General features: G+C 71.1%; 14 protein-coding genes. 4 read left to right on the top strand and 10 right to left on the bottom strand.

Annotated elements, in window-relative coordinates:
* Positions 1 to 2 precede the first annotated feature (2 nt).
* Positions 3 to 1,607 (bottom strand): ABC transporter substrate-binding protein, encoded by a 1,605-nt coding sequence (locus M4J07_RS28000; protein WP_255976012.1) that lies wholly within the window; start codon positions 1,605 to 1,607, stop codon positions 3 to 5.
* Between the two features lie 498 nt (positions 1,608 to 2,105).
* Here M4J07_RS28000 and M4J07_RS27995 point away from each other — a divergent pair, with 498 nt between their 5' ends.
* Positions 2,106 to 4,655, top strand: coding sequence for a discoidin domain-containing protein (locus M4J07_RS27995; RefSeq protein WP_255976010.1), 2,550 nt, complete (start codon positions 2,106 to 2,108; stop codon positions 4,653 to 4,655).
* 81 nt (positions 4,656 to 4,736) lie between these two features.
* Here M4J07_RS27995 and M4J07_RS27990 read toward each other — a convergent pair whose 3' ends face one another.
* From M4J07_RS27990 to M4J07_RS27975, 4 genes are all read right to left on the bottom strand, one after another.
* A complete protein-coding gene (locus M4J07_RS27990) occupies positions 4,737 to 6,062 on the bottom strand; it encodes a glycoside hydrolase family 18 protein (RefSeq protein WP_374215092.1) in 1,326 nt (441 codons plus the stop codon).
* Between the two features lie 130 nt (positions 6,063 to 6,192).
* Positions 6,193 to 6,411, bottom strand: coding sequence for a hypothetical protein (locus M4J07_RS27985; RefSeq protein ID WP_255976008.1), 219 nt, complete (start codon positions 6,409 to 6,411; stop codon positions 6,193 to 6,195).
* A gap of 48 nt (positions 6,412 to 6,459) precedes the next feature.
* Positions 6,460 to 7,704: a D-mannonate dehydratase ManD gene (gene manD / locus M4J07_RS27980; protein ID WP_255976036.1), complete on the bottom strand. Its 1,245-nt coding sequence runs from the start codon at positions 7,702 to 7,704 to the stop codon at positions 6,460 to 6,462.
* A 155-nt stretch (positions 7,705 to 7,859) separates the two neighbouring features.
* Positions 7,860 to 9,254, bottom strand: a complete 1,395-nt coding sequence (locus M4J07_RS27975; protein WP_255976006.1) for an MBL fold metallo-hydrolase RNA specificity domain-containing protein — start codon at positions 9,252 to 9,254, stop codon at positions 7,860 to 7,862.
* Positions 9,255 to 9,402: 148 nt separating this feature from the next.
* On the opposite strand from M4J07_RS27975, the gene M4J07_RS27970 reads away from it, so the two are divergent.
* Positions 9,403 to 11,319, top strand: coding sequence for an alkyl/aryl-sulfatase (locus M4J07_RS27970; protein ID WP_255976003.1), 1,917 nt, complete (start codon positions 9,403 to 9,405; stop codon positions 11,317 to 11,319).
* A 178-nt stretch (positions 11,320 to 11,497) separates the two neighbouring features.
* Positions 11,498 to 13,699 (top strand): SpoIIE family protein phosphatase, encoded by a 2,202-nt coding sequence (locus M4J07_RS27965; RefSeq protein WP_255976001.1) that lies wholly within the window; start codon positions 11,498 to 11,500, stop codon positions 13,697 to 13,699.
* Positions 13,700 to 13,796: 97 nt separating this feature from the next.
* Here M4J07_RS27965 and M4J07_RS27960 read toward each other — a convergent pair whose 3' ends face one another.
* Entirely contained in the window at positions 13,797 to 15,497 is a 1,701-nt protein-coding gene (locus M4J07_RS27960) for a SulP family inorganic anion transporter (RefSeq protein WP_255975999.1), read from the bottom strand.
* Between the two features lie 213 nt (positions 15,498 to 15,710).
* Here M4J07_RS27960 and M4J07_RS27955 point away from each other — a divergent pair, with 213 nt between their 5' ends.
* Positions 15,711 to 17,537: an alkyl/aryl-sulfatase gene (locus M4J07_RS27955; protein WP_255975997.1), complete on the top strand. Its 1,827-nt coding sequence runs from the start codon at positions 15,711 to 15,713 to the stop codon at positions 17,535 to 17,537.
* A 57-nt stretch (positions 17,538 to 17,594) separates the two neighbouring features.
* Here M4J07_RS27955 and M4J07_RS27950 read toward each other — a convergent pair whose 3' ends face one another.
* The 4 genes from M4J07_RS27950 to M4J07_RS27935 all read right to left on the bottom strand — a co-directional run bounded on the left by M4J07_RS27950 (position 17,595) and on the right by M4J07_RS27935 (position 21,806).
* Positions 17,595 to 18,233 carry a TetR/AcrR family transcriptional regulator gene (locus tag M4J07_RS27950; RefSeq protein ID WP_255975995.1) on the bottom strand — a complete coding sequence of 213 codons (639 nt, stop codon included), beginning with the start codon at positions 18,231 to 18,233 and terminating at the stop codon, positions 17,595 to 17,597.
* A gap of 52 nt (positions 18,234 to 18,285) precedes the next feature.
* On the bottom strand, positions 18,286 to 19,365 hold the full coding sequence (locus tag M4J07_RS27945; protein WP_255975993.1) for a Zn-dependent alcohol dehydrogenase: 1,080 nt from the start codon (positions 19,363 to 19,365) through the stop codon (positions 18,286 to 18,288).
* Positions 19,366 to 19,558: 193 nt separating this feature from the next.
* Positions 19,559 to 21,031, bottom strand: coding sequence for an aldehyde dehydrogenase (locus M4J07_RS27940; RefSeq protein WP_255975991.1), 1,473 nt, complete (start codon positions 21,029 to 21,031; stop codon positions 19,559 to 19,561).
* Between the two features lie 163 nt (positions 21,032 to 21,194).
* The gene (locus M4J07_RS27935) at positions 21,195 to 21,806 is read right to left on the bottom strand and encodes a TetR/AcrR family transcriptional regulator (protein ID WP_255975989.1); all 612 of its coding nucleotides are present in this window, start codon (positions 21,804 to 21,806) and stop codon (positions 21,195 to 21,197) included.
* Positions 21,807 to 22,049 lie beyond the last annotated feature (243 nt).

The following is a 22,049-nucleotide window of genomic DNA, read 5'->3' as shown; positions in this document are numbered from 1 at the left end:
GTTCAGTGGTGGGTGAGGTCGTGGACGAACACGACGTTCGCGTACGCCGGGTTGTCGACGAAGCCCTTGACGTCGCCGGCCAGAACCCGCTGGTAGGTGTTGGTGCCGAGGAAGAGCTGCGGCGCGTCCCTGATGATGATCTCCTGCATCGTGCGGTAGGTCCGCACGGCGTCGTCCGGGTCCGTCGCGGTGAGCGCGCCGACCGAGTCGATGAGCCGGTCGAGCTCGGGGTTGGAGTAGTAGGCGAGGTTGTAGGAGATCTCCTTCTCCGTGCGGAACACGTTGCGGAAGTACGACAACGGTTCGGGGTCGTCCGGCCACCACCACATGACGAAGATGTCCTGTCGCTCGTTCACGTTCTTCTTCTTGGCGCGCGGCCACTGCGCCGACGCCCAGGCCAGGCCCTCGACCTTCAGGTCGATGCCGAACGGGCGCAGCTGTGCCTTCATCAGGTCGCCGAGGGTGCGGACGGTGTCCTCGCCCGCGGGGTAGGTCATCTCCAGCGTGATGGTCCGGCCGCTGCCCGGGCCGTACCCGGCCTCCTTGAGCAGCTTCCGGGCGCGGTCCTGGTCACCCGGCAGGTCCAGTGTGGTGGTGTGTCCGAACATGCCCTTGGGGATGACGCCGTCGGAGGCGACGAGGGCGCCCCTGCTCGCTTTGACGAGCTCCTGGTAGTCGAGCGCGTTCGCGACCGCCTGGCGCACCCGGATGTCGTCCAACGGCTTCTTCTGCGTGTTCATCAGGCCGATCAGGGTCTGCCACGAAGGCCGTTCGTACACGCGGAGGTCCGGCCGGCCGCGCAGCGTGTCCAGGAGTTGCGGCGGCATCCCACCGGTGTAGGTCCCCTCACCCGAGCGCATGAGCTGTGCCTCCGTGGACGCCTGGGGCACCGCCTGGAACACCACGTTCTTGTACTGGTTCGTGCGCCAGCCGCCCCAGTAGTCCTTGAAGGCGGTCAGCTGCACTTCGTTCTCGCTGCTCGGGTTCCACGAGGTGACCATGTACGGGCCGGTGCCGCGGGCGTTGGCCTTGTAGTAGTCCTTGGCGTCGGAGACCTCGTAGATCCAGGCCGCGTACGTGGCGGAGGCGATGATGTCCAGCTGTGCCGGGCGGGACAGCTCGAAGCGGACCTTCCGCTTGCCGATCGGGGTGATGCTCCGCACCGGGTCCCACACGTACGAGGCGCTGGCCTTCAGTCTCATGGTGCGGTCGATGGACGCCTTCACCGCCTGCGCGGTCAGCGGGCGTCCGGAGTGGAACCGTACGTTGTCCCGCAGGGTGAACGTCCAGGTCCGGCGGTCCTTTGACGACGTCCACCGGGTCGCGAGCACCCCCTCGGTCTTGCCGGACCCGGCGTTGTACCGGGTGAGAGTCTCGTACGTGTTCGACAGCGCCACCACTTCGTCGGAGTAGGAGCGCGCCGGGTCCCACTCGGTCACCAGCCCCCTGCTGGACAGGTACACGAAGGTGTCGTCGCTGTCCGCCCGGGCTCCCCCGTCGGAACAGCCGGCCGCCGGCAGCGAGATCGCCAGGGCGGCGACGATCGCGACGACGCGGCGGCGCCGCCGGTACGTGGGCCGAGAGCCCAGGAGGATCTGCGACGACATGACCGTGCCTCCCGGAACACAGGTGCAGGCAACCGTGCCGTTCACCGCGCATGTGCCACGCGCAGGTTGCCAGCATGGCACTCCGCCGACCGCGCGGGCAGGGGCGATTGCGCCGTCCCGGCCGGCTGCGGCTCCGGGAATCACGCTCGGGCGCCGGCGACTCGCCTCCACTTTCTGACAACACGCGAGTGAACACCGATGCCTGGTCGTGGGATCTGGGCTGGTGAGCGGGCCGGACGCTGGAGTTGGGGTGATCCTTACGTTCGAGGTGTGAAAAGAAGTCGCTCCCGAGGTCTTGCCGAACAGTTGCCTCGACCCTTAAATCAAAGCTCGAACTAAGCCGTATCACTTAGCCGTTCACCCCTTCCGCGCATGGCAGGGGTGCGCTCCACAGCGCCCGTCGGTCCAGACGTGCGCTCACTTGGTGAAGGCTGCCTCGGGGCTTCCTCAGGGCATCTCGGGGCCGCCTTCGCCCTCACCCCGCACGGAGTGACACGCATGAGACTCAGATCCGTGGGGATCGCGCTCGCCACGGCGGCGGCGCTGCTGACCATCCCCGCCCAGACCTCGACGGCAGCCGCCGCCGAGACGCCGCTCTCCCAGGGCAGAACCGCCACCGCCTCCTCCACCGAGAACGGCGGAACGCCCGCGGCCTACGCCGTCGACGGCGACACCGGCACCCGCTGGTCGTCCGCCGCCACCGACAACCAGTGGCTCCAGGTCGACCTCGGCGCGTCGGCGACGCTCAGCAAGGTCGTCCTCAACTGGGAGGCCGCCTACGCGAAGGACTACAGGATCCAGGTCTCCGACAACGGAAGCACCTGGTCCGACCTGAAGTCGGTGACCGGCTCCGACGGCGGCACCGACACCCTCGACGTCTCCGGCCAGGGCCGGTACGTCCGCATGACCGGCGTCACCCGCGCCACCCCGTACGGCTACTCCCTCTGGGAGTTCCAGGTGTTCGGCAGCTCCGGGAGCACGCCGCCCGCCGACGACTGCTCGACCGCGAACGCCGCCAAGGGCCGCCCGGCGACCGCGTCCTCCACGGAGAACGCCGGCACCCCGGCCTCGGCCGCCTTCGACGGCGACACCGGCACCCGCTGGTCCAGCGCCGCGTCCGACCCGCAGTGGGTCCAGGTCGACCTCGGTTCGTCGCAGACCATCTGCAAGGTGGACCTCAACTGGGAGGCCGCGTACGCCAAGGCCTTCACGATCCAGGCCTCCGCGGACGGCCAGAGCTGGACGACCCTGAAGGACGTCACCGGCGCCACCGGCGGCCAGGCCTCGTACGACGTCAGCGGCTCGGGCCGCTATCTGCGCGTCCACGGGACCACCCGCGCCACCGGCTACGGCTACTCGCTGTGGGAGGTCGCGGTGCACACCGGGTCGGGCTCCACCACCCCGCCCGTCGAGGGCGGCGGCGACCTCGGCCCGAACGTCATCGTCGTCGACCCGAACACGGCGAATCTGCAGGGCAAGTTCGACCAGGTCTTCGCCCAGCAGGAGTCGAACCAGTTCGGCTCGCAGCGCTACCAGTTCCTGCTGAAGCCGGGCACGTACAACAACATCAACGCCCAACTCGGCTTCTACACCTCGATCTCCGGTCTCGGGATCAACCCCGACGACACGAAGATCAACGGTGACGTCACGGTCGACGCGGGCTGGTTCAACGGCAACGCCACGCAGAACTTCTGGCGCTCCGCCGAGAACCTCTCCCTCAACCCGGTGAACGGCACCGACCGCTGGGCCGTCGCGCAGGCCGCGCCGTTCCGCCGCATCCACGTCACCGGCGGCCTCAACCTCGCGCCGAACGGCTACGGTTGGGCATCCGGCGGGTACATCGCCGACTCGAAGATCGACGGCACGGTCGGCCCGTACTCGCAGCAGCAGTGGTACACCCGCGACAGCTCGGTCGGCGGCTGGACCAACGGCGTGTGGAACATGACGTTCTCCGGTGTGCAGGGCGCCCCGGCGACCAACTTCGACACCGGCCCGTACACCACGCTCGACACCACCCCGGTCTCCCGCGAGAAGCCGTTCCTCTACCTGGACGGCAACGACTACAAGGTGTTCGTCCCGGCCAAGCGCACCAACGCGCGCGGCGTGTCCTGGCCGGCGAACGCGGGAACCTCGCTCCCGCTGAGCCAGTTCTACGTCGTCAAGCCGGGGGCGACCGCCGCCACCATCAACCAGGCGCTCTCCCAGGGCCTGAACCTGCTGTTCACGCCCGGCGTCTACCACCTCGACCGGACCATCAATGTCAACCGCGCCGACACGGTGGTGCTCGGGCTCGGTCTCGCCACGATCGTCCCGGACAACGGCGTGGACGCGATGCACGTCGCCGACGTCGACGGGGTGAAGCTGGCCGGCTTCCTCATCGACGCGGGTTCGAAGAAGTCCGACACGCTGCTGCAGATCGGCGGGGCCGGTGCGAGCGCCGACCACGCCGCGAACCCGACCTCCATGCAGGACGTGTTCGTCCGGATCGGCGGCGCGGGCCCCGGCCTCGCCACCAACTCCGTGGTCGTCAACAGCGACGACGTGATCGTCGACCATACGTGGATCTGGCGGGCCGACCACGGCGACGGCGTCGGCTGGGAGACCAACCGCGCCGACTACGGGCTCGTCGTGAACGGTGACGACGTCCTCGCCACCGGCCTGTTCGTGGAGCACTTCAACAAGTACGACGTGCTCTGGAACGGTGAGCGCGGCCGCACGATCTTCTTCCAGAACGAGAAGGCGTACGACGTGCCCAACGCGGCGGCCGTGACGCACGACGGCATCGTCGGCTACGCCGCCTACAAGGTCGCCGACAGTGTGACCACCCACGAGGCGTGGGGCCTGGGCAGTTACTGCAACTTCACGTCCGATCCGAGCATCGTGCAGCAGCACGGCTTCCAGGTCCCGGTGAAGTCGGGCATCAAGCTGCACGACATCCAGGTCATCTCGCTCGGCGGCAAGGGGCAGTACGCCCACGTCGTGAACGACACCGGCGCCCCGACCTCGGGCACCGACACCGTCCCGTCCAAGATCACGTCGTTCCCGTGATCCCGGCCCCGGTGCGCTGACGCGCCCGTGCGGGGCGGCCCGGTCAGGGGCCGCCCCGCACGTCTGCCCGTGGTGCCCGGCTCAGCGCTGCCCGAGGGCGCGGTCCACCGTCCGCACCAGCTCCCCGTCGGGGGTGTCCCCGTCCAGGGACCAGAACATCGCGCCGCCCAGACCCTTCGCCCGTACGTACGCGGACTTCCGGGCGAGGACCTGCGGATCGTCGTACGTCCACAGGGTCGTGCCGTCGAAGAGCCAGGCGTGGCCGCCGCGACGGTCGCGGTGGAGCCGGTACGTCCCCGCGTCGGCCAGCGCCTTCAACTCCTCGTAGTCCGCGTAGCCGTTGGCCCACTTCGCCGGGGCGGGGCCGGTCGCGGGCTGCCCCAGGCCGTCGCCGCCCCCGCTGACGCCGGTCCAGCCCTGCCCGTAGAACGGCATCCCGACGACGAGCTTGCGGGCCGGGGCGCCGCGCCGCAGCCACGCGTCCACCGTGCCGTCGACGCTGAAGTCGTCGCGGGCGTACAGCGCGGACTGCTGGGCCGTCGTCTTCTCACCGCTGACGTGGAAGTCGTAGCCTTGGAGGTTGACGAAGTCGAAGTCCTTCATGATCTTGCGGACCTCGAACCCGGCGTCGATCTTCGCGGGGGCCGTCGGGACGAACGCGGAGAGCTCGTAGGCCTTGCGCTTCGTGCGGCCGTAGGCGTCGAGCTGGTGGCGGAACTCCGCGACCAGCGCGGTGAAGTTCTGCTTGTCCTCCGGGCGGTACACGGTGTCGGTGTCGCCCTCGGAGCCGGGCCACTCCCAGTCCAGGTCGATGCCGTCGAAGACGCCGGCCGCGGCCCCCTGGCCGCCGCGCGCGCCGTCCTGCGGCAGGTTGCCCTTGATGTAGAGGTCGATGCAGGAGGAGACAAGTGCCTTGCGGGCGGCGGGAGTTCGGACCGAGTCCGAGAAGTTGGTGGACCAGGACCAGCCACCGAGGGAGATCATCACCTTGAGGCCGGGGTGCGCGGCCTTGAGCTCGCGCAGCTGGTTGAAGTTGCCCGCGAGGGGCTGGGTGTCGGTGTCCGCGACGCCGTCCACCGAGTTCTCGGCGTCGAGCGGCCGCTGGTAGTCGGCCCAGGGGTCGGACTCGCCCGGGACGTTGCCCATCAGGCACCTGCCGTCGGTGCCGATGTTGCCGAAGGCGTAGTTGATGTGGCTGAGCCGGGCGGCGGCGCCGCTGCGCTCCAGGTCCTGGACCTGGAAGTCCCGGCCGTAGACACCCCATTGGGTGAAGTACCCGACCCGGCGCGGGGTGTCGTGGTGGCCGCCGTGGGCGGAAGCGGCCGGCGCGAAGGCGCCGAGGAGGGACAGCGACGTGACGGCGACGGCCGCCCGGGACAGAAGTCTTCGGCGCAGGCGTGAACGCATGGCGGGGCTCATTCCTGTGAGGCGGGAAGCAAGTGGCCTACGGAACAACGGACTTGCGTGCACGCGAAACTATTGGTCTGGACCATCCAGGTCAAGAGTTCGGAAAGGTGCTCCTCCGGCGCGAACCGGCCTATCGCAGGTCGATCGTGTCCGCCGCGGCGATCAGGCGCCGCAGCTCCTGCTCGCTCCAGCCCGTCAGCCGCCCCACGTCCGCCCAGTCCTCGGGCGTCGCGTCGCCTGAGCGCAGGGCGGCGGCCGCCTCCGCCTCCAGGTCCGCGCGGGCCGCGTCCACCGCCGCGACGGAGTCCTGATACCTCTGCAGTGCGAGTTCCATCTTCGCCAGGTCCATCGCCGCATTGTGCACCACGACCGGCCTCACGACCGGCCCCGCGGCCGGTCACCAGTCGTGCATCGACCCGTCCAGCTGAAGCCGGTTCACCGGCAGGTAGGCGGGGGTGTAGGGATGCGCCCGCGCCACCTCGTCGTCATAGCCGACGCCGAGGCCGGGCTCCTCTCCCGGGACGAGCAGTCCGTCCGCGAAGCGGTAGCCCGGACGGAATACCTCGTCGGTGGCACGCGCGTGCTTCATGTACTCCTGGATGCCGAAGTTCGGAATGGCCACGCCCAGGTGCAGGGCGGCCGCGAGACCGACCGGGGAGATGTCCGTCGGGCCGTGGACACCGGACTTGATCTGGTAGACAGCCGCGTAGTCGAGGATCCGGCGCAGCGCGGTGATGCCTCCGGCGTGCGTGACGGGCGAGCGGACGTAGTCGATGAGCTGCTCCTCGAACAGCTCGCGGTAGTCCCAGATCGTGTTGAAGACCTCCCCGATCGCGAGGGGCGTCGTCGTGTGCTCGCGGACGCGGCGCAGCATCGCGGTGTTCTCGGCGGGGGTGACGTCCTCCAGCCAGAACAGGTCGTAGGGCTCCAGGTCCTTGCCGAGCCGCGCGGCCTGAATGGGCGTCAGACGGTGGTGGGCGTCGTGCAGGAGGGGCAGCTCGGGGCCGAACTCGGAGCGGACGGCCTCGAACACCTTCGGGGCGTGCCGCAGATAGGCGCGGGTGTCCCACTCCTCCTCCACCGGACGGTGGGCCCGGCGGGCCGGTTCGTGGTCGTAGCGGGAGGTGGCCCCGGCGTCGCCCACCGCGGCGTTCGCACTGGAGGCGACGCCGTAGACGGAGCCCAGACCCGGGATGCCGCTCTGGATGCGCACGGCCCGGTAGCCCTCGTCGAGGTGGGCGCGTATCGAGTCGAACAGCTCCTCCGTGTCGGCGCCGCTCGCATGTCCGTAGGCCAGGCATCCGCGGCGGCTGCGACCGCCGAGCAACTGGTACAGGGGCATGCCCGCGAGCTTGGCCTTGATGTCCCACAGCGCCGTGTCGACGGCCGCGATCGCCGCCATGGTGATGGGACCGCGACGCCAGTAGGCGCCCCGGTACAGGTACTGCCAGGTGTCCTCGATCGCGTGGGCGTCGCGCCCGACCAGCAGGGGCGCCACGTGGTCGTCCAGGTAGGCGGCGACGGCCAGTTCGCGTCCGTTGACCGTCGCGTCGCCGAGTCCTTCGACGCCGTCCTCGGTACGCAGGCGCAGCGTCACGAAGTTGCGGCCGGGAGAGGCGACGAGCACCTCGGCCGAGGCGATGCGGGTGGCGTCGTCCTGCGCGACGCCGGGGACGGGGGTGCGGGGTGCGGTCCGTGCGGTGGACACGTCGGCGTCTCCAGGGATCGGGGGCGTGGCGGCGGAGCGGACTCCGTCACCGTAGATCTTGAAGGTGGCCCCGGGGTAGCCCGTGTCCGTCACCTGACCAGTACGTGCTCGCCCGACCTGGGCACCACGGCGTGCCAGCCGAGTTCCGCCGCGATGCGGTCGCGCAGGGACTCGGCCGCGCCCTGCTCCCCGTGCACCAGGTACGTCGTGCGGGGAGCCGGGGCGTCCCGCAGCCAGTCCACGATCTGGTCCGCGTCGGCGTGGGCCGAGAAGAACGGCACGTGCGCGACCTGCGCCCGCACCGCGACGTACTCGCCGAACATCTTCAGCGTGCTCGCGCCCTCGATCAGGTCGCGGGCGCGGGTGCCCTGGGCCGCGTAGCCGACCAGGACGACGGTGTTGCGGGGCTCGGGAAGCAGACGTCGCAGGTGGTGCAGGACGCGGCCGCCGGTGGCCATCCCGGAGGAGGAGACGATGACGGCCGGGCCGACGACGTCGTTGACGGCGATGGAGTCGGCCACGGTCCTGGCCGGCGTGAACCCCTCCGTGTCGAGTGCCGACTCCCCCGCGCCGGGCAGGAGTTGAGGGTCTTCGCGGGTCACGGCCCGCTGGTAGACGTCCAGCGCTCTCAGCGCCATCGGGCTGTCGACGAAGACCGGTACCCCGGCCGGCAGGACGCCGGTGCGGCGCAGTGCGGCGAGTTCGCTCAGGACGACCTCGGTGCGGTCGATGGCGAAGGCGGGGACGACCACCGTGCCGCCGCGCCGGAACGTCTCGGTGAGGACCTCCCCGAAGCGGTCCCGCGCGTCGGCCGCGTCCTCGTGCGCCCGGTCGCCGTACGTGGACTCCATCAGCAGCACGTCGGCGCCGGTGAAGGGGTCGGGCGGGCGCAGCAGCGGGTGTCCCGGGCGGCCGAGATCGCCGCTGACGGCCAGGGTGTGGCCGCTCTCCAGCGTGAGGTGCGCCCAGGCGGAGCCGAGGATGTGGCCCGCGTGGTGCAGGCGCAGCGTGGTGCCGTCGGCGAGGGGGGTGTCCGTGTCGAGCGGGACGGGCCGGAACAGGCGCAGGGCCCGCTCCACGTCGTTCTCGTCGTACAGCGGGAGGGCGGGACGGTGGCGCGACCAGCCCCTGCGGTTGGCGTGCTCGGCCTGCTCGACCTGGAGGCGGGCGCTGTCGCGCAGCACGATCTCGGCCAGCGCGGCCGTGTCCGCCGTGCACACGACGCGGCCCGCGAAACCCTCCTTCACCAGCCGCGGGAGGTAACCGCAGTGGTCGAGGTGGGCGTGGGTGAGGACGACGGCGCGGGCGGCCGCGGTGTCGGCGGGCAGGGACCGCCAGTTGCGGCGGCGCAGTTCGCGGACGCCCTGGAAGAGGCCGCAGTCGATCAGGATGCGACTGTGGTCGCTCTCGACGAGGTACTTGCTGCCGGTGACCGTGCCGACGCCGCCGAGGAAGGTGAGCAGTCCGGGTCGCGCGCGGCTCATCGTCCACTCCCTGGTCGGCGGGTGTGTCCGCGGGCGCGGTGCGGTCCGGCCCGCACTCCAGGCTGACCCACGCGACCGATTGGCGCACCTTTCGAGGCGGAATTAGCGTATTTGTGCAGTCGTTACGCGTCCAGGGATGGAGCATGCCGTGACCCACGCCCCGAAGCCGGCCACCGACGTCACCGCCCGCGTCAACAAGGAGGCGGCGTCCCGGTACGCGATGGACGACCGCCAGGACTTCACGGACGCGGACCGCGGCTTCGTCGCCCCGTTCCCCGACAAGCTGTACGCGGCCGACGGCCGGGTCATCTTCGACGCGAGCCGGTTCGACTACATCGGCGACGACGTGAGCGCGCCCGACACCGTGAACCCGAGTCTGTGGCGGCAGTCGCAGCTGATCAGGCGGGGCGGCCTGTACCAGGTCGTCGACGGCGTCTATCAGGTACGCAACAACGACATCGCGAACCTCACGGTGATCGAGGGCGACACCGGCCTGGTCGTCGTCGACTGCATGGCCTCGGTCGAAGCGGCCACGCAGAGCATGGCCATGATCCGCGAGCACGTCACCGACAAGCCGGTCGCCGCGGTGATCTACACCCACACCCACATCGACCACTACGGCGGGGTCACAGGCGTGGTGAGCGCCGAGGACGTGGCTTCGGGGCGGATACCGATCATCGCGCCGGGCACCGTCGCGTCCTTCGACAAGCACGCCATCGGCGAGAACGTCATCGCGGGCAACGCCATGTCGCGTCGCGCCTCGTACGCCTTCGGCAGTCTCCTCGACCTGTCCGACACCGGGTGCGTCACCTGTGGCATCGGCATCTGCTCGGTACCGGGCGTGACCATCTCGTACCTGTCTCCGACGGACCCGATCACGGAGACGGGCACGAAGCGGGACCTGGCCGGCCTGGAGTTCGAGTTCCTGTACGCGCCGGACACCGAGGCGCCCGAGGAGATGCACATCTGGATTCCGCAGCTGAAGGCGCTCACCTGCGCGGAGAACGCCAACCACACGCTGCACAACATCCAGACGCTGCGCGGTGCCCGCACCCGCGACGCCCGCAACTTCGCCCGCTACCTCGACGAGACGCTCCAGCGGTGGGGCGACGACGCGGAGGTGCACTACGGGCCGCACACCTGGCCGGTGTGGGGCAACGGCGAGGTGACGTCGTTCCTGGAGTCGCAGCGCGACACGTACAAGTTCATCCACGACCAGGCGCTGCGCCTGGCCAACAAGGGGTACACGCCGCTGGAGGCGGCCGAAGTCCTGGAACTGCCCGAGGAGTTGGGCCGCAAGTGGTTCAACCGCGGCTACCACGGCACGTTCCACCACGACGTCCGGGCCGTGTTCACCAAGGAGCTCGGCATGTGGGACGGCGACCCCGTCTCGCTGCACCCGCATCCGCCGGTCGAGACGGCCCGCCGTCTCGTCGCCCTGGTGGGGGCCGACCGGATCCTCGCGGAGGGGCGTCGCGCCATCGACGAGGGCGACTACCGGTGGGCGGCGCAGATCCTGCACGCGCTCGTGTTCGCGGAGCCGGAGAACTCCGCGGCCCGTGCACTGCAGGCCGACGCCTACGAGCAGATGGGCTACCAGGCCGAGGGCCCGCAGTGGCGGGGCATCTTCCTCACCGCCGCGAAGGAGCTGCGCGACGGCGTCCAGGCCGCCACCTTCACCACGGCCAGCCCCGACTCGATCCTCGCCATGCCGATCGGCATCCTCTTCGACTACGCGGCGGTCCATCTGATCGGCGACCGGGCGGCCCACGCCGACCTGCGGATCGACTTCCGCTTCACCGACGCACCGTCCGCCGCCGACGAGAACTGGACGATGTGGGTGCGCCGCGGCGTCCTGAACGCCCGCCGCGGCACCTCCCCCGACGCACCGCTCACGGTGAGCGGGCCGAAGGCGGCGCTCGTCGGGACCCTCCTCAAGCCCGCCTCGGCGGCTCAGCTCGCACAGGCCGGGAAGATCACGCTCGACGGCGACGCGACACTGCTCGACACGCTCGGCGGTCTCCTCGACGACTTCAACCCCGACTTCCCCGTCGTCACACCCTGAACCGACCGGGCCCGACCGGCCGAACCCGAACCGGACGGGCCCGAGCTGCAGGCCCGCCGCGTCTGCCGCATGCTGGTCACGTGGGCGGGCCCCACCCTGCGGGCCACTGTCCACCTGGCCACCGTCCACCCATCGCCCGACCTCCGCGCCGATCCGCCGACCGCCCCGAGGTGCCGCCGTGCCCGGACCTGACAGCAGCGAGCTCGACGCCGCTGTGCTGGACGTCCTGTTCACCCAGGCGCCCTGGGGGCTCTACGTCTTCGACGAGGACCTGCGGGTGGTGCGCTACAACGCCGCGGCGCGCGATGTACGGGGGCTGCGCCCCGAGGCGGTGCTGGGCCGCCGGCTCGGCGAGTTCGCCGAGGGCTTCGACGACCCCGAACTCGCCGCACTCGCCCGGCAGGTCCTGGCGGGAGCCACGGACGTGCGCGACCACCTGGTCCGCGGGCGCTCCCCGAACGATCCCGGGCACGAGATGACGGTGTCGTTGTCACTGTTCCGGATCCGCCTCGCCGACGGCCGCGTGCGGGGCGTGGCCGTCGTACAGAACGTCACCGCGACCCGGCGGGCCACCGGCCGGCTCGACATCCTGCACGACGCCCACCGGTCGATCGGCACCAGCCTGGACGTGCGGGCGACCGCGGAGGCCCTGGGCGACGTGGTGGTGAGCCGGTTCGCCGACACCGTGACGGTCGACGTCCTCGACGACGCCATGCGGGGCGCCGGTCCTGGCAGCGGGCCCGTACGCGTCGACGCGCCGCTGCGCCGTGTCGCCTTCCGCTCGGTCACCGGGGCGGCGGGCCCCGTCGAGCCGGGCGGCCTCAGCTCCTTCGCGTTCCCGACGCCCTTCACGCAGAGCCTGCTCGACGCCCGGCCGCGCCTCGTCGCCCACCTCGCGGGCGACGAACCGTGGCTGTCCGACGACGCGGCAGGCGCTCGCACCCTGCCCGTCAGCGGCGTCCACTCCCTCGTCGTCACGCCGCTGACGGTGCGCGGCACCGTCCTCGGAGTCGTCGGCCACTACCGGCACCGCAATCCCGAGCCGTACGACGACGAGGATCTCGCCCTGGCCGTGCAGCTCGCGCAGCGCACGGCGCTGAGCATCGACAACTGCCGCAGCTACGCCCGTGAGCGCACGATCGCCACCACCTTGCAGCGGCACCTGCTGCCCCGCACCCCGCCCGCCCTGACGGCGGTGGAGACGATGCCGCTCCACCTGCCGGGAACCGTGGGCGCGGGCGGCGACTGGTACGACGTCATCCCGCTCTCCGGAGCCCGCGTCGCGCTCACTGTCGGCGACGTCACCGGCAGCGGCATCGAGGCCGCCGCCGCCATGGGGCAGCTCCGGACGGCCCTGATGGCGCTGGCGGTACGCGACCTCGCGCCGGAGGAGCTGCTGGCCTCCCTGGACGAGGTCGCCGCCGCGCTGCCCCACGAACCCGGTGAACCGGTGACCGCCTCCTGCCTGTACGCCGTCTTCGACCCGGTGACCCGCACCTGCACCGCCGCCGACGCCGGGCACCCGCTGCCGGTGGCCGTCACGCCGGACGGGGAGCCCGTCCCCTTCGACGTCCCGGTCGGCCCCCTGCTCGGCACCGGTTCCGCCGACTACGAGTCCGCGAGCGCCGTTCTTCCCGACGGCGCCCTCCTCGCTCTCTTCACCGACGGACTCGCCGCCGCACCGGGCGGCCCCGCGGCGGCCGCGCAGACCCTCCGACGCGTGCTGCGGCATCCCGGGCGCACGCTCCAGCAGCTGTCGGACGACGCCGTGTACGCCCTGATGCGCGGGCAGGGCGAGGACGACGCGGTCCTGCTGCTCGCCCGTACCTGCGGGCTCGACGATCACGACATCGCGGAATGGACGCTGCCCGACGACCCGGCCGTGGTCCCCGCCGCGCGCCGCCTCGCCGAACGCCAGCTGGCGGCCTGGGGCCTCGACGACCTCGCCTTCGCCACGGAACTCGTCGTCAGCGAACTGGTCACCAACGCCATCCGCTACGGCACCCCGCCCATCCGGCTCCGGATGATCCGCGACCGCGTCCTCGGCTGCGAGGTCTCCGACGGCAGCAGCACCGCCCCGCACCTGCGCCACGCCCAGGAGCACGACGAGGGCGGACGCGGCCTGTGCATCATCGCCCAGCTCGCCGAGCGCTGGGGCACACGGTTCGGGCGCCGCGGGAAGACCATCTGGTGCGAGCAGGAGCTGATCGGGGCGGAGGAGGGCGATGAGCCGGAGCACGATGGGTCGGTGAACGACGGTCCGGAACACGACGGTCCGGAGCAGGACGGTCCGGAACACGACGGTCCGGAACAGGACGGTCCGGAGCAGAACGGGCCGGAGCAGAACGGGCCGGTGAACGACGGGCCGGCCGCGGGGTGATCCTCACGGGGGCGTCGGCGCTCATGGCGGCCCACGCCGATCAACGGCAACACCAACGGCAACCGGCCCGCCTCAGACCTGCGGCGACGACGCCCCGTCAACCTCCCGCCCGCCGAGCGGCGATCCACCTCTCGCCCTCCGCCACGGCGCTCTCCAGCGGACCCAGCACCTCGGGACTCGCCGGTACGACGCCGCCCTCGCCGAGCCGGTGGCCCAGGCCCGTCGCCCGTACGACCTCGACGAACGCGGGCTGCGCGCCCGCCAGGACCAGGCGGCCGCCCTCCTTCTCCAGCGCGCGGGCGTAGCGGTCGAGAAGCTTGATCACGGCCGATGACGGGACGTCGGGAAGGGTCCGGACGACGAGCACGAGCACCGCGTCCCGCGCACCCGCCACGCTCGGCAACCCGGCCTCGATCCGCGGGAGTTCGGCGAAGAACGAGGTGCCCGCGTAGTCGAGGACGGTGACCTCGCCCGGCGGCAGCACCTTCGGCACGTCCCCCGTGCGCCAGCCGCCGGTCGCCGTCGGACTCAGTACGACGAGCTTGGCCTGCCGGGCGGACTGGACGCAGTACAGGAGCAGGGAGAGCACCGCTCCGATGACGATCGCCTGCTGGAGGGGCAGTCCCGTCGTGGCGAGGAACGTGAGGAGCATCGCCGCCGACGACAGCCGCGAGGTCCGCAGGACGAGGGCGATGTCGCGGCGCTTGCCCCAGATCAGTTCGCCGCCGACCACCAGGATCAGGCCGCCGATGACGGGCATGGGGATGCGCTCGGCGAGCGAGCCGCACAGCAGGACGACGACGGCGAGGAAGACGCCGGAGATCACGCCCGCCCAGCGGGTGCGGGCGCCGGCGCTCACCGCGACGCCCGTCCGCGACATCGAACCGCCGCTGGGCAGCGCCTGGAAGAGGCCGCCGAGGACGTTGGCGTACCCCTGGGAGCGGAAGTCGGCGTCGACGTCGGAGCGGCTGCCGTCGGGGTTGGGCATGGACGGTGCGATGCCGGCGGCCTGGGCGAGTCCGACGAGCGCGACGGAGAACGCGCCGCCGATCAGGTGCGGCACCGCGGACAGGTCGGGCGCCGAGAACAACGGAAGGGCGCCGGGGATGTGGGCGATGTCCCGGACCAGTTCCACGTCGGTGCCCGCGATGCCCACGCCGACGCTGACCACGACCATCGCCACGAGCAGCGCCACCGACTCCAGGCGGCGCACGGCCCGGGTCGCCGCCCAGACCACGACGGTGATCACGGCGACGAGGGTCGCGGCGCCCTGCCAGGATCCGATGTGCGCGAGCCAGTCGCCCAGTTGGTAGAGCTTGTTGTCGCCCCGCGGTGCATAGCCGGTGGCGTCCTTGAGGACGCCGACGATGATCTGGAGGGCGATGCCGGTGGCGAAGCCGGTCATCACGGCGTTCGACACGAAGCTCATCACGACGCCGAGCCGGAGCACGCCCATCAGCAGCATGACGACGCCGACCATGACCGTCAGGACGGCCACGTTCCCCGCGTCCTTCGGGTCAAGACCGGCGTCCGACAGCACGCTCTGCGAGGTGAGGGCGATGGCGCTGGTGAGCGTCGTGACCATCAGGACGGTACGGGAGGTCAGCGAGCCGACGATCGCGGGGACGACGCCCGCGTACAGTCCGGCGACCGGGTTGAACCCGGCGATGGCGGCGTACGCCATGCCTTCGGGGATGGAGAAGAGACCGGTCACCGCACCGCTGGCCGCGTCCGCCGGGCGCGGGCGGCCGAGTCCGCGCAGCCATGCCCTCGGCCCGCCGCGTCGGCGTTCCGCCATCCGTCGCCCCCTTCGCCTCGAGGCCCGTCGCTCGCCCTGCCCGGGCCGGCTCACTGACATCCCGTAACGGGACAAATCATCAGAACCCTACGACGGAACAGTCACCTCCGCCTCGACGTGCGGCCCGGAATATCCCCTCCTAGGCTCGGTGCCAGCCCTCTCACGGCTCACGGGCCCATGACACCGCACGGGTCCGGCTCGAACGGAGTGAAGATGACCACCTACCCGTCCTTCGCCGACCGTGCCGACTTCGACAACGCCGAGCGGGGCTTCATCGACCGCCTCATCCCCGGTGTCGTCAAGGACGACCAGGGCAAGGTCGTCTGGGACATCGACGCCTACGACTACCTGAACGCGGACTGCCCCTCCACCGTGAACCCCAGCCTGTGGCGGCAGGCCCAACTGTGCGCGAAGCAGGGCCTGTTCGAGGTCGGCGAGCGCATCTACCAGGTGCGCGGTCTCGACATCTCCAACATGACCCTCGTCGAGGGCGAGCGGGGCGTCGTCGTCATCGACCCCCTCATCTCCACGGAGACCGCGGCAGCCGCCCTCGCCCTGTACCGCAGGCACCGGGGCGACCGGCCCGTGACCGGCGTCATCTACACCCACTCCCACGGCGACCACTTCGGCGGCGTGCGCGGGGTACTGCCGCACGGCACCGAGCAGGGCGTGCCGATCCTCGCTCCGGAAGGCTTCCTCGAACACGCGGTGAGTGAGAACGTCTACGCCGGCAACGCCATGGTGCGCAGGGCCGTCTACATGTACGGCGCCAACCTGGCCAAGTCCCCCGAGGGACAGGTCAGCACCGGTCTGGGCATCGCCACCTCCGAGGGCACCATCTCGCTGATCGCGCCGACGGTCGACATCACCCGCACCGGGCAGGAGGAGACCGTCGACGGCGTGCGGATCGTCTTCCAGCTCACGCCGGGCACCGAGGCCCCGGCCGAGATGAACTTCCTCTTCCCCGACCTGCGGGCGCTGTGCCTGGCCGAGAACGCCACGCACAACATGCACAACGTGCTGACCCTGCGGGGCGCCCTGGTCCGCGACGCCCGGATCTGGGCCCGCTACCTCGACGAGGCCCTCACCCTCTTCGAGGGGCAGTACGACGTCGCGTTCGCCTCCCACCACTGGCCCACCTGGGGCGAGGAGAACGTCGCCGCGTTCCTCGGCGCCCAGCGCGACCTGTACGCCTACCTGCACGACCAGACGTTGCGCCTGCTCAACCAGGGGCTCACGGGACCGGAGATCGCCGAGACCATCCAGCTCCCGCCGGCCCTGGAGCAGTCGTGGCACGCCCGCGGCTACTACGGCTCCCTCAGCCACAACGTCAAGGCCGTCTACCAGCGCTACCTCGGCTGGTTCGACGGCAACCCGGCCCACCTGTGGGAGCAGCCGCCCGCCGAGGTCGCCCGCCGCTACGTCGAGGTCGCGGGCGGACCGGAACAGACGCTGGCCAAGGCCCGCGCCTACGCCGACGAGGGTGATCTGCGGTTCGCCGCCACGCTCCTGAACCACCTGGTCTTCAGCGACCCGGACGACAAGGACGCCAAGCTCGCCCTCGCCGACGTCTACACCCGCCTGGGCCAGGGCGCGGAGAACGGCACCTGGCGCAACTTCTACCTCACCGGCGCCCTGGAACTGCGCGACGGCCCGGCCAACCATGCGGTCGACATGACCAACCCCGAGATGGCCATGTCGCTCACGACCGGAATGCTGCTGGACTCGGTCGCCGTCACCCTCGACGGACCGCGCGCCTGGGCGGACGCGCTCACCGTGGACCTGGTGCTCACCGACGAGGGGCACCGCTACCGCCTGATCCTCAGCAACGGCGCCCTCACCCACCGCCGGGCCCCCGCGGACCGGACACCGACGACCCCTGCGGGCCTCACCCTGACACTCACCAAGCCGCAACTCCTGGGAGTCCTCGCGGGCAGGGGCCTGGACGACGTGGGCACGGAGGGCGACCCGGCCCTTCTGACACGCCTCTTCTCCTACGTCACCCGCCCCGACCGCGCCTTCCCGATCGTCACGCCCTGACCGTCACCGCGTACGCGATCGGCGCGGGCCGCGCCTGCCTGACCCGCTTCCGTCCGGCTACACGCCCGCCGGGTCGTACTCCTCGAAGATCAGGACGAGCCGCTCCCGCATCCGGGACCACTCCCCTTCGAGGTCGCCCTCGCTCAGGCCGAGGGCACGGGCGGTGAGGAGCAGGCCGCGCATGGCGCTGATGGTGGTCATCAGGGCGGCGTCGAAGCCGGGCCGGTCGGCGGTCGCACCGACCAGGCCGTGCACGGCGTCGTCGAGGGCGGCGTTGAGGTCGCGCTCGAACTCCCTGAGGGCGTCGCGGAGTTCGTCGTCGCCGCGGGCGCCCGCGATGAGTTCCAGGCAGGCGGTGTACTCGCGGCTGCGCTTCAGGCTCCACAGGGTGTCGAGGGCGCGGGCGATGCGTCCCTCGGCGGGTCCCTCGGTGATCAGCCCGAGTCGCAGGGGGACGCGTTCGCGGTAGCGAGCGACCAGGTGCTGGAGGGCGGCCTCGACCAGAGCGAGTTTCGTCGGGAAGTGGTGGACGAGCCGGCCCCGCGTCACCCCGGCCGCCTCGCCGACGGCGAGCGTGGAGAACTGGGCGTAGCCCTGCTCCGCGAGCACCCGCACGGTGGTGTCGAGAAGGAGGTCGCGGGTGTCGAGGGCGCGCTGCTGGACGCGCCGGCGACGGGGCTCGGTCTGCTCTGACATGCGGAAATCCTACGGCGCACCCCCGGGGTGCGCCGTAGCAGGTGTCGAGCGGTCAGTCGTGGGTGAGCATGACGCGCAGGGACTCGCCGCTGCGCATCAGGTCGATGGCCTGGTTGACGTCGGCGAGGGGCAGGCGGTGCGTCACCAGGGATTCCAGGTCGATGCGTCCTGAGCGGATCAGATTGATGATGCGGCCGTAGGTGCGGGTGACGTCGTCGCCGCCGTAGATGGACGGCACGATGCGCTTGGCGCTCGCGAACAGTTCGAGCAGGTTGACCGGCATCATGTCCTGGGCGCCGCCGACGCCGACGAGGCAGACGGTGCCGCCGCGCCGGGCCGCCTCGTAGGCGGAGCGGACGGTGGCCGGGCGGCCGACCGCCTCGATGACGTGGTCGAAGCCGAGGCCACCGGTGACGTCCCTTACGGCGTCGGCCAGTTCGTCCGGGGCGACGGCCGCGGTGGCACCGAATTCGAGGGCCCAGCGACGGCGGCCCGCGACCGGGTCGATGGCGACGACGTGCGCCGCGCCGGCCGCCTCCGCACCCATGACGGCGCTGATCCCGACGCCGCCGCAGCCGATCACGGCGACGGTCTCGCCGGGCTTCACGTCACAGGAGTTGATGGCGGCGCCCAGGCCCGTGGTGACACCGCAGCCGATGAGCGCGGCGGCCTCGTAGGAGACGTCGTCGGGGAACGGGGCGGCGAACCCGGCTTCCAGGACGACCTCTTCGGCGAAGGTGCCTGCGCCCATGAACCGGTAGAAGTCGGTGCCGCGGGAGCGGAAGGCGGGGATGCCGACGGCGGCGACGCCGGCCATGCAGAGGTTGGACTCGCCACGGTGGCAGTGCTCGCACTGTCCGCAGGCGGGACGCCAGTTGACGATGACGCGGTCGCCGGGCTTGACGTGGGTGACGCCCTCGCCGACCTCAAGGACCTCGCCCGCGCCCTCGTGGCCGAGGACCATCGGGGTGGCGTTGGGGATGACGCCCTTCATCCCGGAGAGGTCGGACTGGCACAGGCCGGTGGCCTTGATGGCGACGCGGACCTTGCCGGGGCCGAAGCCGATGGTCTCGACGTCGTCGCGGATCTCGAGCTTGTCCTGACCGAGTTCGGTCATCAGGGCGGCGAGCATGGTGACTCCTGATAGAAGGTCCGTGGCGGCGCGGAGCACGCCGATGGAGGGGTGACGGCGGGAGGTTGGCACCCGACCGATCGCCGTCGGGGGTACGGCGACCGGTCGGGATCCTGAGCGCCGGCCGGCTCGGTCGCCGCGCGGGGTGCGCGGGGCGACGGGCTCGGTGGCGACGTACGGAGTGGACCGCGGGTCAGGCGGCGGGCAGGGCGATGGCCTTCTGCTCCAGGTACGCGGTGAGCCCCGCGGCACCGAACTCGCGGCCGATGCCGGAGTTCTTGTAGCCGCCGAACGGCGCGGTGAGGTCGATGGTGAATCCGTTGACGGTGAAGGTGCCGGTGCGGATGCGGCGGGCGATCTCCAGACCGTGCTCGACGTCTGCGGTGACGACGGCGCCGGACAGGCCGAAGTCGGAGTCGTTCGCGAGGGCGACGGCCTCGTCCTCGGTGTCGTACGGCAGCAGGCAGACGACCGGGCCGAAGATCTCCTCGCGGGCGATCCGCATGGAGTTGGTGACGTCGCCGAAGAGCGTCGGCTCGACGTACGCGCCGTCCTCCAGGCCCTTCGGCACCCCGCCGCCGAGCAGCAGCGTGGCGCCTTCCTCCCGGCCGATGCGGATGTAGTCGAGGTTGCGGGCCTGCTGGCGCCTGGAGACGAGCGGGCCGACCTGGGTGTCCGGGTCCGTGGGGTCGCCGACCTTGAGCGCGGCGACCGCCTCGACGATGCGCGCGGCGAGTTCGTCGTAGCGCCCGCGCGGCAGGAGGACACGGGTGAGGGCGACGCAGGCCTGGCCGTTGTTGAGGTACGAGCCGGTCAGGACGGTGCGCACGACGTCCTCGGTGGCGGCGTCGGGCAGCACGATCGCGGCGGACTTGCCGCCGAGTTCGAGGGTGACGCGGGTGAGGTTGCGGGCGGCGACCTCCATCACGCGCCTGCCCGCGCCGACGGAGCCGGTGAAGGCGACCTTGTCGATGCCGGGGTGGCCGACCAGGTACTCACTGACCTCGCGGTCGGCGGGCAGCACGCTGAGCACGCCCTCGGGCAGCCCGGCCTCGGCGGCCACCTCGGCGAACAGGCAGGCGTCCAGCGGGGTTTCGGGCGAGGGCTTGAGCACGACGGTGCAGCCGGCGGCGAGCGCGGGGGCGAGCTTGGACGCGGCGGTGAACTGGGGCACGTTCCACGGCACGATCGCGGCGACGACACCGACCGGCTCGCGGCGCACGACCAGCGGGCCGCCGCGCATGCCCGCCCTCTCCTCCTCGAAGGGGAAGGCGGCGGCGATCTGCGCGGTGACGGCGAAGTGCCCGATGGCACCCATCACCTGGTTGGTGACGGACCAGGAGATCGGGGAGCCGTTCTGCCGGGTGATGATCTCCGCGAACTCCTGGGCCCGCGAGCCCATCAGCTTCGTGATCCGCCCGATGACCTCAAGGCGCTCCTCGACGGCCATGCGCGGCCAGGGGCCGTGGTCGAACGCCTCGCGGGCGGCGGCCACGGCACGGTCCACGTCCTCGGTGGAGGCGTGCGGCACGCGGCCGACGAGTTGTCCGTCGTGCGGCGAGACGACCTCGATGACGTCCGTGCCCGCCGGGTCCTCCCAGCGGCCGCCGACGAAGAGGTGGGTGTGCTCCACGAGTCCCGTGGACGCGGCATCCCCTGCGGACATGGCATCTCCTCGACTGTGCGCCCCGACTCCGGGGTGTTCGAACCGTCGGCGTCTGCGCCGACCCGTTAAACATACAGTGCTGACTGTTTTCTCAACCCTTTACGGACAGCGCTGACTGTTTTTTGGAGAATGCTCCGAGGCCGAGGTCCCGGAGGTCCGCCCGTCAGCCCCGCGCGGCCCTGCGCACCGACCGCGGCCGGTACTCCACCACGGTCAGCGCCAGCGACACGTACCGCTCGACGAGCTCGTCGGGGGTGACCTCGCCGTCGGGGCGGTACCACTGCGCGATGGCGTTGCACATGGCGATGACCGTGCGCCGCGCGTCGTCGGGGTAGGGCGTCAGGAACACGCCGTCGGCCAGCCCCCGCTCGATCACCTCGCGGAACTGCCGGGTGCCGCGCTCCTCGTTCTTGCGGTAGCGGGCGAGGTGCTCGGGCTCAAGACTGCGCCCCTCGGTGAGCACGATGCTGCTCTTGACGGGGTGCTCGATGCGGAACCGGACCGTGGCGGTGACCAGGGCCTCCAGCCGCTCGGCCGGATCGTCGCCCGCCGCCTGCAGTGCGGTGTCGCAGGCGCCGAAGTAGGCGTCGAGGCCGTCGTCGAGGATGGCGACGAGCAGCTCCTGCTTGCCCTTGTAGTAGTAGTACAGCGCGGAGAGGCTGACGCCGGCCCGCTTGGCGATGTTCCGGATCGACGTCGCCCCGTACCCCTGCTCGGAGAACTCCTCGCGGGCGGCCTCGATGATGGCCTTGTGACCTGCGGGTCGTGTGGACACGATGCTCCGATCTCCTGAGCCAGCCCGGTCCGCCCCGTGACTGAACATTCGTACAACTGGCGACGCGCCGCCATCGTACCGCCGCAATGCCGGACGCATGCACGTTTCCTTGCACTGCATAGCCCCTGACCAGCACACCTTCCTAGAACAATCGATCAGGGGCCATCACTTGCAGCCAATCAGCGATGCCCATTTGCCCGGCATTGCCAGGGAGAAAAAGATCGCGACGCACGACCTCTTGTG

The organism is Streptomyces longispororuber, assembly GCF_024448165.1.
Taxonomy (GTDB): domain Bacteria; phylum Actinomycetota; class Actinomycetes; order Streptomycetales; family Streptomycetaceae; genus Streptomyces; species Streptomyces longispororuber_A.
Note: the sequence above shows the minus strand (reverse complement) of the source record. Positions and strands in the feature narration are given on the sequence as shown.

Excerpts from the sequence above, each read along its gene's own strand:
- M4J07_RS28000 (WP_255976012.1), bottom strand. The coding sequence starts at position 1,607 with ATGTCGTCGCAGATCCTCCTGGGCTCTCGGCCCACGTACCGGCGGCGC.
- M4J07_RS27995 (WP_255976010.1), top strand. The coding sequence starts at position 2,106 with ATGAGACTCAGATCCGTGGGGATCGCGCTCGCCACGGCGGCGGCGCTG.
- M4J07_RS27990 (WP_374215092.1), bottom strand. The coding sequence starts at position 6,062 with ATGCGTTCACGCCTGCGCCGAAGACTTCTGTCCCGGGCGGCCGTCGCC.
- M4J07_RS27985 (WP_255976008.1), bottom strand. The coding sequence starts at position 6,411 with ATGGACCTGGCGAAGATGGAACTCGCACTGCAGAGGTATCAGGACTCC.
- M4J07_RS27975 (WP_255976006.1), bottom strand. The coding sequence starts at position 9,254 with ATGAGCCGCGCGCGACCCGGACTGCTCACCTTCCTCGGCGGCGTCGGC.
- M4J07_RS27960 (WP_255975999.1), bottom strand. The coding sequence starts at position 15,497 with ATGGCGGAACGCCGACGCGGCGGGCCGAGGGCATGGCTGCGCGGACTC.
- M4J07_RS27955 (WP_255975997.1), top strand. The coding sequence starts at position 15,711 with ATGACCACCTACCCGTCCTTCGCCGACCGTGCCGACTTCGACAACGCC.
- M4J07_RS27950 (WP_255975995.1), bottom strand. The coding sequence starts at position 18,233 with ATGTCAGAGCAGACCGAGCCCCGTCGCCGGCGCGTCCAGCAGCGCGCC.
- M4J07_RS27945 (WP_255975993.1), bottom strand. The coding sequence starts at position 19,365 with ATGCTCGCCGCCCTGATGACCGAACTCGGTCAGGACAAGCTCGAGATC.
- M4J07_RS27940 (WP_255975991.1), bottom strand. The coding sequence starts at position 21,031 with ATGTCCGCAGGGGATGCCGCGTCCACGGGACTCGTGGAGCACACCCAC.